Origin of the sequence: Pseudomonas sp. FSL L8-0168 (genome assembly GCF_037976155.1) — a bacterium.
GTDB lineage: Bacteria > Pseudomonadota > Gammaproteobacteria > Pseudomonadales > Pseudomonadaceae > Aquipseudomonas > Aquipseudomonas paracarnis.
Genome location: NZ_CP150262.1, coordinates 4,614,612 through 4,629,629 on the forward strand (window position 1 = coordinate 4,614,612; position 15,018 = coordinate 4,629,629).

Genomic DNA, 15,018 nt, shown 5'->3' on the forward strand with positions numbered 1-15,018 from the left:
TCCGATGCGTCGTGCCCTGTTTGCCCTGTTGCTGCTGACGGCCGTTCCGGTGTGGGCGGATGAACAGCCCAAGGATTTGTCCTGGCAGGAGATGATCCCGCCGGATGCGCCGCCGGAAGTGCCCAATATGAAGCCGCTGCACGACCTGTCGAACATGGCCGATGCCTTGTCCGTCGAGGCCGCGCCCGCAGCCAAGCAGGACCTGCCCAACGCGCCGGTAGTGCAGAGCCTGGACGGCCAGCACATTCGCTTGCCGGGGTATATCGTGCCGCTGGAAGTCAGCGAAGAAGGCCGCACCACGGAGTTTCTGCTGGTGCCGTATTTCGGCGCCTGTATCCATGTGCCGCCACCGCCGTCGAACCAGATCGTGCATGTGAAAAGCGAGGTGGGGGTGAAGCTCGATGAGCTGTATCAACCGTACTGGATCGAAGGCGCGATGCAGGTCAAGCCATCGTCCAGCGAATTGGCCGATGCCGGTTACCAGATGGATGCCCAGAAGATTTATATGTACGAGCTGGAGGAATAACCCCCACCAGCAACACACTGAAGCTCCCACAGGTTTTGATCAGTGCCGAAAGTGACTGATCACCCTTTCATTGAGCTGAGTCAAAAGACCGAACGGAACGATCTTTACCATTGGACGTACAACTTTTAAACGTCCTTTGGAGCTCCCATGAACAAGTCTCTGCTCGGCGCGTCCCTCTTCGCGCTCGCCCTCGTCGCCCCCGTCGCCCACGCTCACCAGGCGGGCGATATTCTGGTTCGCGCCGGTGCAATTACCGTGAACCCGAAGGCCGACAGCAGCAGCGTCAAGGTTGACCAGGGCCCATTGGCCGGTACCAACCTGGGCGGCAAGGCGACCATGAGCAGCGACACCCAATTGGGCTTGAACTTCGCCTACATGATCACCGACCACGTCGGCATCGAATTGCTTGCGGCCACGCCATTCGAGCATGACGTGAAGATCAAGAACACCGCCCTCGGCGCCGCCAACGGCAAGCTCGGCACGCTGAAACACCTGCCGCCGACCTTGAGCGTCGTGTACTACCCGCTGGACCACAAGTCCGCGTTCCAGCCGTATGTGGGCGCCGGTATCAACTACACCTGGATCTACGACGAGCACGTGGGCAGCCGCGCCGAACAGGCCGGCTTCAGCAACTTCAAGGCCGAGAACTCCTGGGGTTGGGCTGCACAGATCGGCGCCGACTACATGATCAACGACAAGTGGATGATCAACGCCCAGGCGCGCTACATCGACATCAGCACCAAGGCGACTGTGGATAACAACGCGCTGGGCCAGGGCACTCGGGCCAAGGTCAATGTGGATGTAGACCCGATGGTTTACATGGTGGGTATCGGCTACAAGTTCTAAGTCCCGTTTACGCCACACCGCATAACCCAAGTGGGAGGGGGCTTATGTGGGAGCCGGGCTTGCCCGCGATGCAGACACCACGGTGTATCAGTGATACCCAGGTGATGCTATCGCAGGCAAGCCAGCTCCCACATAAGTCCCCTCCCACTTTTGGTTTTGGGGTGTCAGCTATGGCGGTAGAAGCGATCCAGAAGCGCCGGCAAGCCTGCCCGCCATGCCCTGGGCTTGATGCCGAAGGTATGCAGGATTTTCTTGCAGGCCAACACCGCGTGCTGCGGTTCTTCTGCCGCGTCCGGCCGCGCCGCGTGGGCCTGGGCGGTGGGGGACTCGATGGCCAACGGATGGAAGTTGCGCGCTTCAGTCAGAATCGCCTGCCCCAGCGCCAGCGGGGTAGTCGCCTCGTGGCCGGCGTAATGGTAAGTGCCCCACAGCGGCGCGGCGCAATCGAGTTGCTTGAGCACCGAGATGATCACCCGCGCCGCATCGTCCACCGGCGTCGGATTGCCGCGCCGGTCGTCCGCCATCAGTAACTCATCGGGTTTCTCGGCCCGGGCCAGGAAACGCCCGAGGGTGCCGTCGACGCTGTCATCGAGCAGCCAGCCAAACCGCAGCAGCACATGCTGCGGGCACGTAGCGCGCACGCTTTGTTCGATACGCCACAACGCCTGGCCGCGCAGGCCCAGGGGCACCGGCTCGTCTTTCTCGCTGTAGGCCGTGGCGCGGGAGCCATCGAACACACGATAGCTGGACGGTTGCAGCAGGGTGATGCTGTGGTGCTGGCACAGTTCGGCCAGGCGCTCGATGGCGAATTCCTGGCCGGCCAGGCGGGTTTCGCTTACGGCTTCGGCCTGGAACCAGTCGAAATAGTAGGCGAGGTTGATCAACGCATCGGGACGGGTGTCGTCGAGCAATTGGGTGAGGCTTGCGGCATCCCAGCCGTCTTGGGGCGGTTTGGGGGCGAGGAAACCGATGTCTTCCTCCGCACCGAGGCGAATCAGCGCCTGCCCGAGGGCATTCCCGCCGCCCAGTAACATAAGGCGCATTCGCATAGATTGAGCAGGCCCGGTCTGTTTGGAACGATGGTTATTATCGACAGGCGTATGCGCCTTGCCGTAGGTAGTTGCCAGAATCGTTGCATTTTGCGGGTTTGTAGCGCAACCGTCACGGATAAAGTGCGGGGTTGCAACTTGGCCCCGCCGGTTGCATATAGGGTGAATGAACCTTCCCGAATCAACGGACAAGGGTTTGCACGGCTTTCACCCCGCCGTCAGCACTTGGTTCCGTAGTACCTTTCCTTCGGTGACCAACGCCCAGGCCCAGGCGTGGCCGTTGATCCGCCAGCGCCGCTCGACGCTGATCGCCGCGCCCACCGGCTCCGGCAAGACGCTGACGGCCTTCCTGGCAGTGCTAGACGACCTGGTGCACCAAGGCCTGGCCAACGGCGGCGAACTGCCGGACCAAACCCTGGTGGTGTATGTGTCGCCGCTCAAGGCGCTATCCAACGATATCCAGATCAACCTGCAAAACCCGCTGGCCGGCATTACCGAACATCTAGAGAAGCGGGGGCTGCCGCCGCTGGTAATCCGCACCGCTGTGCGCACCGGCGACACCCCGCAAAAAGACCGCGCCCAGATGCGCAAACGCGCACCGCATATCCTGGTAACCACTCCTGAATCGCTCTACGTGCTGCTCGGCTCGGATTCCGGCCGGCACATGCTCGCCAGCACACGTACGGTGATCGTCGATGAGATCCACGCCATCGCCGCTGGCAAGCGCGGCAGCCACTTGGCCTTGAGCCTGGAGCGCCTGCAAGGGCTGTGTGCCGAGCCATTGACCCGTATCGGCTTGTCGGCCACGCAAAAACCCATCGAAGCCGTCGCGCGCTTTTTAGTCGGCACCGAACGTGATTGCGCCATTGTGGATATCGGCCACGCCCGCCCCCGTGACCTGGCGATCGAAGTGCCGCCGGTGCCGCTCTCGGCGGTGATGGCCAACGACGTGTGGGAGTTGGTCTACGATCGCCTCGCGCAATTGGCCCGTGAACACCGCACCACCCTGGTATTCGTCAACACCCGGCGCCTGGCCGAACGCCTGGCCCGGCACTTGAGCGAGCGCCTGGGCAAGACCGCCGTGGCCGCTCACCACGGCAGTCTGGCCAAGGAGATGCGCCTGGACGCCGAACAGCGCCTCAAGGCCGGCGAACTGCAAGTGTTGATCGCCACGGCGTCCCTGGAGCTGGGGATTGATATCGGCGAAGTGGACCTGGTGTGCCAGATCGGCTCACCCGGTTCCATCAACGGCTTCCTGCAACGGGTCGGCCGTTCCGGGCACCAGGTCGGCGGCACGCCCAAGGGGCGCCTGTTTGCCACCACCCGCGACGACCTGATCGAGTGCGCCGCGCTGCTCGACTGCGTGCGCCGTGGCGAGCTGGATACCTTGCATATTCCGGTGGCACCGCTCGATGTACTCGCCCAGCAGATCATCGCCGAGGTCAGCGCCCAGGAATGGCCGGAACAGGCGCTGCTGGCGCTTATCCACCGCGCCGCGCCTTACGCCGAACTGGATGAACGCCACTACCAGGCCCTTTTGCAGATGCTCAGCGAGGGCTACAACGGCCGCCAGGGCATGCGCAGCGCCTACCTGCACCGCGACGCCGTGGCCCACACCCTGCGCGGCCGCCGTGGCGCCAGGCTCACGGCGGTAACCAGCGGCGGCACGATCCCCGACAATGCCGACTACAGCGTGTTGCTGGAGCCGCAAAGCCTGAATATCGGCAGCGTCAACGAAGACTTTGCGGTGGAAAGCATCGCCGGGGATATCTTCCAGCTCGGCAATACCTCCTATCGCATCCTACGGGTCGAAGCCGGCAAGGTGCGGGTCGAAGATGCCCAGGGCCAACCCCCGACCATTCCGTTCTGGTTGGGTGAAGCCCCCGGGCGCAGCAACGAGTTATCGGTGGCCGTGGCCCGCTTGCAAGGGCAATTGGACAGCTTGCTCGGCGCCACGCCCGGCGACCTGCAACCGGCCCTCGACTGGCTTACCGGCACCCTGGGTCTCAATGTCGCCAGCGCCGACCAACTGTTGGATTACCTCGCCCGGTCGCGCCAGGCCCTGAGCGCCTTGCCGTCCCAGGACACATTGATCATGGAACGGTTTTTCGATACGTCCGGCGGCACCCAACTGATCATCCACACGCCGTTTGGCAGCCGCATCAACCGCGCCTGGGGCCTGGCCTTGCGCAAGCGCTTTTGCCGTACCTTCAATTTCGAGCTGCAAGCGGCGGCCAGTGAAAATGCCATCGTGCTGTCGTTGTCCACCAGCCACAGCTTCGCGCTGGATGAGGTGTGGCGTTACCTCAACAGCAACAGTGCCGAGCACATCCTGATCCAGGCCGTGCTGGATGCGCCACTGTTCGGTGTGCGCTGGCGCTGGAATGCCGGCGTGGCCCTGGCGCTGCCGCGTTATACCGGCGGGCGCAAGGTGGCGCCGCAGATCCAGCGCATGAAGAGCGAAGACCTGATCGCCAGCGTATTTCCCGACCAGATCGCCTGCCTGGAAAACCTCGCCGGCGAACGCGAAATCCCCAACCACCCGCTGGTGGAGCAAACCCTCGACGACTGCCTGCACGAGGCCATGGACAGCGACGCCTGGCTGGCGCTGCTGCGGCGCATGGAACGCGGCGACGTGCGGTTGATCAGCCGCGACCTGCCCGCGCCCTCGCCCATGGCCGCAGAAATCCTCAGCGCTAAACCCTATACCTTCCTCGACGACGCCCCCCTGGAAGAGCGCCGCACCCAGGCCGTGCTCAACCGCCGCTGGAGCGACCCGCAGAGCACTGACGACTTGGGCGCCCTGGATGCCGACGCCATCGCCGGTGTACGCGAAGAAGCCTGGCCGGCGCCCAATGGCCTGGATGAAATGCATGAAGCGTTGATGAGCCTGGCGTGCATCGCAGCGGGCGAAGTTACGCCGCAATGGGCCCAATGGTTGCAGGCACTGCGCAAGGCCGGGCGGGCCTATCAGTTGCCCAACGGAATGTGGGTCGCCGTAGAGCGCTTGAATTGTTTGCAGGCGCTGTATCCCAACGATCTGCCGTTGCTGCCGGGGTTCGATGAGCCCTGGTCCTTTGATGAAGCGCTGGTGGAAGTGCTGCGTGCGCGCCTCAGTGGTTTCGGCCCACTGACCCTGGTCGAGATCGCAGCGCCCCTGGCATTACCGGTGGTGGCGCTTACCCAGGCCCTGGCACGCCTGGAACAAGAAGGCTACGTGCTGCGCGGTCACTTCAGCCCCGGCGTGGGTGAAGAACAATGGTGCGAACGTCATTTGCTCGCGCGCATTCATCGCTACACGGTCAAGCGCCTGCGCCGGGAAATCGAGCCGGTGGCATTGCAGGATTTCATGCGCTTTCTGTTCGATTGGCAGCACCTGTCCGACAGCACACGCGGCCAGGGCAGCGCCGTGTTGCCGCAAATCGTCGGCCAGTTCGAAGGCTATGCCGCCGCCACGTCAGCCTGGGACACAGACCTGCTCAGCGCCCGCATCAAGGATTACTCATCGACCTGGCTCGATGACCTGTGCCGCAGCGGCAAGCTGGTCTGGACGCGCCTGAGCAACAAGGCCGGCGCCATGGCGTTGCGCAGCACCCCGGTGGTTTTGCTCCCCCGTAGCCAGGTAGCGTTGTGGAGCGGGCTGACCGAGCCTACCGACAGCACCACCTTGTCGCCCAAGACGCAGAAGGTCCACCTGGCCCTGCGCGAGCATGGCGCGCTGTTTTTCGATGAACTGGTACATGAGGCCCATTTGCTGCGCAGCGAGCTGGAGACAGCCTTGCAGGAATTGGTAGGCGCCGGCTTGGTGAATGCTGACAGCTTCGCCGGCCTGCGCGCCTTGACCACCCCCGCCAGCAAACGCCAGGCGCGCAGCAGTCGACGTGGGCGCGGGGCGTTTGTCGGGGGTATGGACGACGCCGGGCGTTGGGCCTTGGTTCGCCGCTCGGCGACCGCCGCCGGCGCGCATACGGCCGAGACCCTGGAGCATGTGGCGATGACCCTGCTGCGCCGCTATGGCGTGGTGTTCTGGCGGCTGCTGGAGCGCGAGGCGGATTGGTTACCGAATTGGCGCGAGTTGCTGCGCACTTTCCATCGGTTGGAGGCGCGAGGCGAGATCCGTGGCGGGCGGTTTGTCAGTGGGTTGGCGGGAGAGCAGTTTGCATTGCCGGAGGCGATACCGTTGCTGCGCGAGGTGCGGCGACGGCCCCATGACGGGAGTTTAATTGCGGTGTGTGGGGCGGATCCGTTGAATCTTGTCGGCACGCTGTTGCCGGGAGCCAAGGTGCCAGCGGTAAGCGGTAACCGGGTTGTGTACCGTGATGGGGTGCCGGCGGCGGTGATGGTAGGGGGCAAGCAGCAGGTTTTGTTGGAGGTGGATCAGCAGGCGGTACAGCAGAAGTTGATCAGGCGCTGACCTTGAGGGCCTCATGATTGAGACCTGGGCTGCTCCGTCAACACCACCGCATCCTGCTCATGCTCCTGCGCCACACGCTTAGGCAACAACACCTGCTGTGGATAAGTTTGCGCAAAATGCACCTCATCACAGTTATCCACAAGCTTTTTCAAGCGCTGATTAAACGCCCGGCTGACTGCGTATTGGCCACCCGAAACCGTGCGGAACTGCGCGGTGAGCACCACGCCATTGAGGTCCATCTTGTCCACGCCAAATACTTCAAGCGGCCCTTGCAGGTTGTACTTGAGGAACACGTCGTCGCGGATCGACTGGCCGGCCTCGCGGATCAGCTCCACGGCCCTGTCCACGTCGGTGTCGTAAGTGAACTGCACTGAGAAGAAGGCATAGGCGAATTGACGCGACTGGTTGGTGACCGCCTTGATCTGCCCGAACGGCACCGAATGCACAAACCCCTTGCCGTCACGCAGGCGCAGGGTGCGGATGGTCAGGCCCTCCACGGTGCCGGCGTGACCAGAGTCGAGCACCACCCAATCGCCGATGGACAGGGTGTCTTCGATGATGATGAACAGGCCAGTAATCACGTCCTGCACCAATTGCTGGGAACCGAAACCGATCGCCAGTCCCACCACCCCGGCGCCCGCCAGCAATGGCGCGACATTGATGCCCAGGTTGGCCATGGTGGTAATCGCGCAGATCACCACCAGGATGATCTTCACTGCATTGCGCAGCAGCGGCAGGATGGTTTTGACCCGGGTGCTGGGCTGGCGACTGGAGCGTTTATTCACCGGTGGTTTGAGGGCTTCCTGAATCGCGGTGTCGAGCACCACCCAGAACAGCCATGTCACCAACAGGATCAGGCCGATACTGCTGAGGGAATCACTGATGGCCCGGCCCACCGAGTTGCGCTGGGCGAATTCGAACAGCGAAACGCCCCAGATACGCCCGAGTATCTCGATAAACGCGATGGCCATGACGATACGCAAAATCGCGTGCAGCAAACTCAGGAAGCGTTCCTTGTAGGCGCTGCTGCGTTGGATCGATACCTGGCTGCGGGACTTGAACAGGTGTTGCAGCACGGTGCTGAGAAACACCGTGCCGATCAGTAACAAGGTGGTGAGCAACGCGCAGCGCAGGGCCTCTTGGTTGTCGTCACCGGCACCAATCAGGTTGACCGCCGACACCAGCACCATCAACAGAATCGGCCAGTACCAGAGCCCGGAAAACACCCGCAGCGACTGTTGCAATGCTGGATGTTTGAGACGCTGGGCCAACGGCCGATTGCGGATCAAATGGGCCACCGGCCGCCGCAGGCGTACCACCAGCACGCCAAAGATGACCGCGGCAAACAAGCCGGTAAACACGGCGATGCTGCTGGTGATATTGCCGCCCAACTGACGAGCGATTTGCGGGCTGGTCAGCGCATCGCTGAGGGCCGCGAGAAAGCCGATCAGGAATAGAGGCTTGGGGCAATAGTCACGAATGATCCGCACGGCAGGCCGCTTGTGGCCGACGTTGAACATGACAATGACGCACAGCAACAGCGAGGTGGAAAAGATGCCACTACTGGTGGCGTAGGCAAAACACAGTGCCAGGGCTCGGCCGACAGACGTGGGTAAAAAGTGACTGACATAAAGGGTCAGCGGCAGGCAGATCAGCGCTGGAATCGTGTAGGGAACTACATAGCCCAGCAAGCCTTGCAGCCGTTGGCGCCGCGCGAGGAATGGGCGGCGGCTCGAGCGTTGCACAACCAGGCGCCCAAGTATCGTCAAGACCGCAAAGGCACCGACCCACACCCCAGACAACAGCAGGAAATCGCCCGCCACGCTCCACGGCGAGCGTGCGGCTGTCTGGTCTACCAGGCGCCCTACTTCGTCCGCGGCGCGATCAGCACGCAGGCGCCAGGCGTCGATGAGGTTCTGGTCGAGGTCGAGCTTGTTCTGCACGTCGTCGATGCTTGAACTGATGGCCCCGAGCAGCCCGCCTTCTACCAGCAGTTCCGGCTTGGCCGGCGTTTCGGCAGCGGGCGCCGTTGCCGCGGCTTGCAGGGCGCCATTGCCGCAGAGCAGCAGCGCGACGAGCAGTAATGCAGTCTTTGGATTCAGCAAAACAGCAAGCTCCTTCAGCAGGGTCTGTAAGGAACTGACGAGCTTGGGCCCTTATCGTTCCCTGCGTTTGCAATGCCCCTCCCACATTTCACCCCCTGTACCGCCTGTAGGAATGTGGAAACTTTCAGCCAAACAGCGCAGTCATCCCATAACGGAGGTCACCTCACCCACCATCCACGGGAGCACACATGGCGGCGATTCACATCGGCATTTCCGGCTGGCGCTACACGCCCTGGCGCGGGGACTTTTACCCCGAAGGGCTGACCCAGAAACGCGAGTTGCAGTTTGCGTCACGCGCCGTCAACAGCATCGAAATCAACGGCTCGTTCTATGCGTTGCAAACCCCCAAGCGCTACGCCGAGTGGTATGCCGATACGCCCGAAGGTTTCCTGTTCAGTGTCAAGGCGCCCCGTTTCATCACGCATATCCTGCGCCTGCGGGACGTGCACAAGCCGATGGCGAATTTCTTCGCTTCCGGGGTGCTCGAACTCAAAGAAAAACTCGGCCCCATCCTCTGGCAGTTTCCGCCCAGCTTCAAATTTGACGCCACGCTGTTCGAAACCTTCCTGGCCCAATTACCCACCGATACCCAACAGGCGGCCGCCCTCGCCCGCCAGCATGAGCCACGCCTGAACGGCAAGGCGAGCATGAAGGCCTATGCCAAGAAACCTTTGCGCCATGCCGTGGAGATTCGCAACAAGAGTTTTGCCGTACCGGAGTTCATCCAGATGCTGGATAAACACGGAGTGGCCCTGGTGGTCGCGGACACCGCAGGCAAGTGGCCGTACATGGAAGACGTGACCGCCAACTTCATGTACCTGCGCTTGCACGGCGATAAGCAGCTATATGCCAGCGGTTATAGCGCCGAAGCGCTCCAGCGCTGGGGTGACCGCATCGAACGCTGGGCCCAGGGCAAGCAGCCTGCCGATGCACACCTGGTCGACCCGCACCACACACCCCGCAGGCGTAAACAGCGCGATGTGTTCTGTTTTTTCGACAACGACATCAAAGTTCGCGCCCCCTTCGATGCACGCCAATTGCTGCAACGCTTCGGACTGGACGAACACCTGCTCACCGAGCCTGGCCGACTGCCGGAACCAGGAGTATTGCCATGACGCATCCAGAGCTGATCCCCACCCCGCCGACCACCGCCATCACCCGTTTCACGGTGCTGACGGTCAATATCCACAAGGGTTTCACCGCATTGAATCGCCGCTTCATCTTGCCCGAACTGCGTGAAGCGGTGCGCAGCGTGGGCGCCGACATGGTGTTCTTGCAGGAGATCCATGGCACTCACGAACGCCATCCCCAGCGCTACAGCGACTGGCCAAAAATGCCGCAGTATGAGTTCCTGGCCGACAGCATCTGGCCGCAGTTTGCCTATGGGCGCAATGCGGTGTACCCCCATGGCGACCATGGCAATGCACTGCTGTCGAAATTCCAGATCATCCGCTACGACAACCTCGACATTTCGCAAAGCGGCCATGAAAACCGCGGCCTGCTGCATTGCGTGTTGCGCCTGCCGGGCAGCGGCCAGCAGGTGCACGCGATCTGCATCCACCTGGGCTTGCGCGAGGTGCATCGCCAACAACAATTGCGGTTGCTGGAACAACGTATCAGCGAGATTCCGGCCGATGCGCCGTTGGTGGTCGCTGGCGATTTCAACGACTGGCGGCAAAAAGCCGACCTGAGCGAAAGCGGTTTGCAGGAAGTGTTCATGCACACCCTTGGCAAACCGGCGCGCACCTTCCCGGCACGCCTGCCGTTGCTGCCGCTGGACCGCATTTATGTGCGTAACTTGACGGTGCACAACCCGCGCGTACTCACCACTCGCCCTTGGTCCCATCTCTCAGACCATGTGCCGCTGTCGGTGGAGGTTGAGCTATGAACGTCGCGGTAGACCATATCGCCACAGACCAACCGCCAGATGACAGCAAAGCGCGGGATCTGGATTACGGCTGGCAGAGCGGCAACCAGGTGGCGTTGCTGGAGAACGGCGAGGCGTACTTTCCCGCTGTGTTCGAGGCTTTGCGGGCGGCAGAGCGCGAGATCCTGCTGGAGACCTTCATCCTCTTTGAAGACAAGGTCGGCTTTGAGCTGCACAGCATCCTCATCGAGGCGGCCAAGCGTGGGGTAAAGGTGGTGGTCAGCCTCGACGGTTTTGGTTGCGGCGAGCTGAGCCCGGGCTTCCTGCGGGAGTTGGCCGAAGCCGGGGTGATGGTGCAGATGTTCGACCCGGCGCCCAAGACCTTCGGCATACGCACTAACTGGTTTCGCCGCCTGCACCGCAAGATTGTCGTGGTGGATGCCCGCGTGGCGTTTATCGGCGGGATCAATTTTTCTGCTGACCACTTGGCGGATTTCGGCCCCGAAGCCAAGCAGGATTACTCAGTACAGGTGATCGGCCCGGCTGTGGCCGACCTGCACCATTTCGCCCTCGCCCAAAGTGGCCGCCAAGTGCGCAGCCGTCGCGGTTGGCGACGGCGCCAGCAACGGCCTTCGCCCTGGACGAGCGAGCCAGGCGACGGCCTGGTGCGCCTGATTTATCGCGATAACATTCAGCATCGTGACGATATCGAAGACGCGTATATCCACGCCTTGAGCCAGGCTCGGCGGCGCGTGGTGATCGCCAACGCGTATTTCTTCCCCGGCTATCGCCTGCTTCGCGAGATCCGCAACGCGGCGCGCCGTGGCGTGCACGTGCAGTTGATCATGCAAGGCCAGCCGGACGTGCTGTTGGCGAAACTCGCTGCGCGCATGCTCTATGACTACTTGCTCAAGGATGGCGTGGTGATTCACGAATACTGCCAACGCCCGCTGCACGGCAAGGTGGCGCTGGTGGATGACGAATGGAGCACCGTCGGTTCGAGCAACCTGGACCCACTGAGCCTGGCATTAAACCTGGAAGCCAATGTGCTGATTCGCGACCGGGCTTTCAATCAGCAGCTCTACGAACGCCTGGAAGCCCTGGCCCGAAATCATTGCCAGACCATGCCGGAAAAGCGCAAGCCACGTCTGTGGCTCTGGCGCTTGACCGTGGGTTTCCTGGTGTTTCATGTGATGCGCCATTTCCCGGTACTGGCCAGTTGGTTACCGGCCCACAAACCGCGCTTGAAACCTTTTGAGGCCACGCCCCATGACGTCTGAAGCCCGCCCCCAAGCGCAAGCCTCTGGGTTCAAGCGCTGGAAGAAACCGCTGACGATCGCGTTCTTCGTGCTGCTGATCGTGTTGTTTACCCTGCTGGCCCGGCGCATTGACTGGAGCGAAGTGTTCCAGACCCTGAGCGAGTTCAAGCTGCGCACATTGTTCATCGCCGGCGCGCTGACGCTGTGCAGTTTTATCGTCTATGCCTGCTTCGACTTGATCGGCCGCACCTACATTCGCCAGCCGTTGCGTTGGAAGCAGATATTGCCGGTGGGTTTCATCAGCTACGCGTTCAACCTCAACCTCAGCGCCTGGGTCGGTGGCATCGCCATGCGGTATCGGCTGTATTCGCGCCTGGGCGTGAGCACCAGCAATATCGCCAAGATCCTCGGCCTGAGCCTGGCCACCAATTGGTTTGGCTATATGGCGTTGGCCGGGGTGGTGTTCAGCAGCGGGTTGGTGACCCTGCCGCCGGGCTGGAAGCTCAGCAGCGGCGCCTTGCAAGGGGTCGGGGGGTTGTTGGTGCTCGCGAGCCTGGGCTACCTGGCGGCGTGCCGGTTTTCGAAAAAGCGCGCGTGGTCGATCCGCGGTATCGAGATCAACTTGCCGTCGCTGCGTATGGCCTGTTTGCAACTGGCCCTGGGTGCGTTGAACTGGTCGTTGATGGCGGCGGTGATATTTGCCTTGTTGCCCGCCAAACTGGATTACCCCCTAGTGCTGGGGGTGCTGTTGATCAGCGCAATTGCCGGGGTGGTCACCCATATTCCCGCCGGCTTGGGGGTTTTGGAGGCGGTGTTCATTGCGCTGTTGCAGCATGAGGCGTCGCGGGGGAGTTTGCTGGCCGGGCTGATCGCGTACCGGGCGATTTATTTTATCTGCCCGTTGTTGATTGCACTGGTGATGTATTTGGGGGTGGAGGCCAAGGCCAAGGCGTTGCGGGTTAAGAAAACTGCCTGATGAGACGGTGGTGACGGTGGAATCGCTATCGCGGGCAAGCCCGGCTCCCACAGGGGAATGCATTCCCAGGTGGGAGCCGGGCTTGCCCGCGAAAGCGATCACAAGGGCAACGACTATCGAGCCTGAATGATGCTCAACCGCTCCCCCACCACCATCTCGGTAATCCAGTCCACCAGGATCGAGGTGTAGGCCTGTTGCGACACCGGGTCGCTCAGGGAATGGTCGGCGCCGTCGATGATGCGGTGGGTCAGGGAGTGGGTTTGCTGGCACGCCGCGCGGTAACTCATGATGGTGGCGTGAGGCACATGGTCGTCGGTTTCCGATTCGACAATCAGCACATCGCCGGTAAATTGCGCGCAGGCATGCAGGGCACGGTTGGTTTCGGCGTGCACGAGGGTGCCGCGGTAATCCATCAGGTCGGCTTTATCCAAGTCGCGCTTGGGCTTGAGCCATTCCTGATCGCGGTACAGCGCCGGCACTCGCAGCGCCAGCCAACGTACCGGGCGCAATGAGGTGAGGATCGCTGCCAGATAGCCGCCATAACTGGTGCCCACCACTGCCACAGCCGAGGTGTCGATAGCCGGGTGGGACAGCAGGCGATCGTAGGCGGCCAACAGGTCGCGCAGGTTGTCTTCGCGGGTGACGCGCGACAAAGGGATGCCGGTGCCAGCATGGCCACGCAGGTCGAAGGTCAGGCATACACATCCAAGGCCTGCGATACCTTTGGCCCGCTCCAGGTCGCGCTCCTGGCTGCCGCCCCAGCCGTGCACGAACAACACGCCGGGCACTTTGGACTTGGGACTGAGGAATGTCCCGCTCATCTGTTCGTCGTCTATATCGATGGTGATGCTCTCGCTTCTAGCCGTCATAAGTCTTGACCGTCACATACTTGAGTAGAAAGTCGCTGTTTTCGGCCGGGCCTCGGTATACCTCGATGGCATCCGCCGGCAGCGCCTGGTCTACATAGGTTTCTACCGAGGACACACGGATGGCTTTAAGGCCCGGATGGTTGATAAAACTCTGCAACGCCGCGACTTCCGCGCTGCTGGCCCCGCCCATGCGCCAGGATTGTTCGAGCACACCACTGCGGCGCTGGCCTGTGCTGTCCAGGCCTTGGGCGATGTCGTAGTTGCGGCGCGAGGCGAAGAAGCTTGGGTAGGCTTCGTCCGCAGCACGGTCGAAAACCAGCGCCTGTTCAATGGCCTCACGCACGTCTTCACGCAGATCCAGTTTGAGCAGGGCAGCATAATCACCGGGGACGACCAGCAGATCGGAACCGCCGTAGACCTCTTCCCCCTGCCCGTCTTGGGTCAGGTGCTGCTCGCCGCAGTAGCTAATGAGGTGATCGCCAATAAAACTCTGGCCCACACTGTGGGTGACCACCGCGTGCAGGTCTTGTTCCAGCACCACGCCTTCATTGAACATTCGGGCCGCTTCCGGGCGCGCCACTATCGCGTCGAACTCATCCAGGCTGTGGATAACTTCCTGCCCGCGCCCTGCACAGGCGTTCACGGGTTTCAGACGAATCGGGCCACTGTAGAGCAAGCGGGTCGCGGCAGGCCGCGCGTCCTCAAGGGCGAACACACTCACGCCGTCCAACACTACGTCACGCACGCGCTCGCAGAATGTCGGCGACCAGCCTTCGGGCGCCTTGGCGTCGGGACTCAGCAGGCCATGCGTGATGGCCTTGGTGCAGATAAAAGCGTGATCGACATAGCCGCCCCACAGATCGCCAGGCCCCTTGATATTGAGCTGGCGCGCTTGGGCTGGCCCGACCAGGGTTTGCGTGGGCAGCAGATACAATTCCCGACCCGCATGCAGGGCCGGGTCGTAACTGCCACCGAACTTGAGCCCCAGGATCTGCGCCAGCCAGCGTGCGAGGGCGCGGTTGGTTTCGATTTCATGCAGGGGCGCCCCCTCTCGCATGGAGTGGGCGACCACCAACTTCTTGCGACTTATGGGGGTCATGCGGTCCC

11 protein-coding genes are annotated in these 15,018 nt (G+C 62.2%); 7 read left to right on the forward strand and 4 right to left on the reverse strand.

The window, feature by feature from the left end; genetic code table 11:
• The first annotated feature begins 4 nt into the window (after positions 1-4).
• Entirely contained in the window at positions 5-526 is a 522-nt protein-coding gene (locus MHH62_RS21200) for a DUF3299 domain-containing protein (RefSeq protein WP_020302441.1), read from the forward strand.
• Positions 527-673: 147 nt separating this feature from the next.
• On the forward strand, positions 674-1,372 hold the full coding sequence (locus MHH62_RS21205) for an OmpW family outer membrane protein (protein WP_014720136.1): 699 nt from the start codon (positions 674-676) through the stop codon (positions 1,370-1,372).
• Between the two features lie 164 nt (positions 1,373-1,536).
• Here the strand turns inward: MHH62_RS21205 and MHH62_RS21210 are convergent, their stop codons facing one another.
• Positions 1,537-2,421: a sugar nucleotide-binding protein gene (locus MHH62_RS21210; RefSeq protein ID WP_072435451.1), complete on the reverse strand. Its 885-nt coding sequence runs from the start codon at positions 2,419-2,421 to the stop codon at positions 1,537-1,539.
• A 166-nt stretch (positions 2,422-2,587) separates the two neighbouring features.
• Here MHH62_RS21210 and MHH62_RS21215 point away from each other — a divergent pair, with 166 nt between their 5' ends.
• Positions 2,588-6,835: a DEAD/DEAH box helicase gene (locus tag MHH62_RS21215; protein WP_339231842.1), complete on the forward strand. Its 4,248-nt coding sequence runs from the start codon at positions 2,588-2,590 to the stop codon at positions 6,833-6,835.
• Positions 6,836-6,846: 11 nt separating this feature from the next.
• Here the strand turns inward: MHH62_RS21215 and MHH62_RS21220 are convergent, their stop codons facing one another.
• The gene (locus MHH62_RS21220; RefSeq protein ID WP_019818870.1) at positions 6,847-8,940 is read right to left on the reverse strand and encodes a mechanosensitive ion channel domain-containing protein; all 2,094 of its coding nucleotides are present in this window, start codon (positions 8,938-8,940) and stop codon (positions 6,847-6,849) included.
• A 188-nt stretch (positions 8,941-9,128) separates the two neighbouring features.
• On the opposite strand from MHH62_RS21220, the gene MHH62_RS21225 reads away from it, so the two are divergent.
• From MHH62_RS21225 to MHH62_RS21240, 4 genes are read left to right on the forward strand one after another with little or no spacing between them, the layout of a single operon-like run.
• Positions 9,129-10,055: a DUF72 domain-containing protein gene (locus MHH62_RS21225; protein ID WP_032904136.1), complete on the forward strand. Its 927-nt coding sequence runs from the start codon at positions 9,129-9,131 to the stop codon at positions 10,053-10,055.
• Complete coding sequence (locus MHH62_RS21230; protein ID WP_014720141.1) at positions 10,052-10,828, forward strand: endonuclease/exonuclease/phosphatase family protein; 777 nt, start codon at positions 10,052-10,054, stop codon at positions 10,826-10,828. The genes MHH62_RS21225 and MHH62_RS21230 overlap by 4 nt, the downstream gene beginning before the upstream one ends.
• Positions 10,825-12,087 (forward strand): cardiolipin synthase ClsB, encoded by a 1,263-nt coding sequence (gene clsB, locus MHH62_RS21235; RefSeq protein ID WP_060764016.1) that lies wholly within the window; start codon positions 10,825-10,827, stop codon positions 12,085-12,087. Before MHH62_RS21230 ends, clsB begins: the two co-directional genes overlap by 4 nt.
• Positions 12,077-13,042, forward strand: coding sequence for a lysylphosphatidylglycerol synthase domain-containing protein (locus MHH62_RS21240; protein ID WP_014720143.1), 966 nt, complete (start codon positions 12,077-12,079; stop codon positions 13,040-13,042). Before clsB ends, MHH62_RS21240 begins: the two co-directional genes overlap by 11 nt.
• Positions 13,043-13,155: 113 nt before the next feature.
• Here MHH62_RS21240 and MHH62_RS21245 read toward each other — a convergent pair whose 3' ends face one another.
• Positions 13,156-13,911, reverse strand: coding sequence for an alpha/beta fold hydrolase (locus MHH62_RS21245; protein ID WP_019818878.1), 756 nt, complete (start codon positions 13,909-13,911; stop codon positions 13,156-13,158).
• Positions 13,901-15,010, reverse strand: a complete 1,110-nt coding sequence (locus MHH62_RS21250; protein WP_020302448.1) for a DUF3182 family protein — start codon at positions 15,008-15,010, stop codon at positions 13,901-13,903. Before MHH62_RS21250 ends, MHH62_RS21245 begins: the two co-directional genes overlap by 11 nt.
• Between the last annotated feature and the right edge of the window lie 8 nt (positions 15,011-15,018).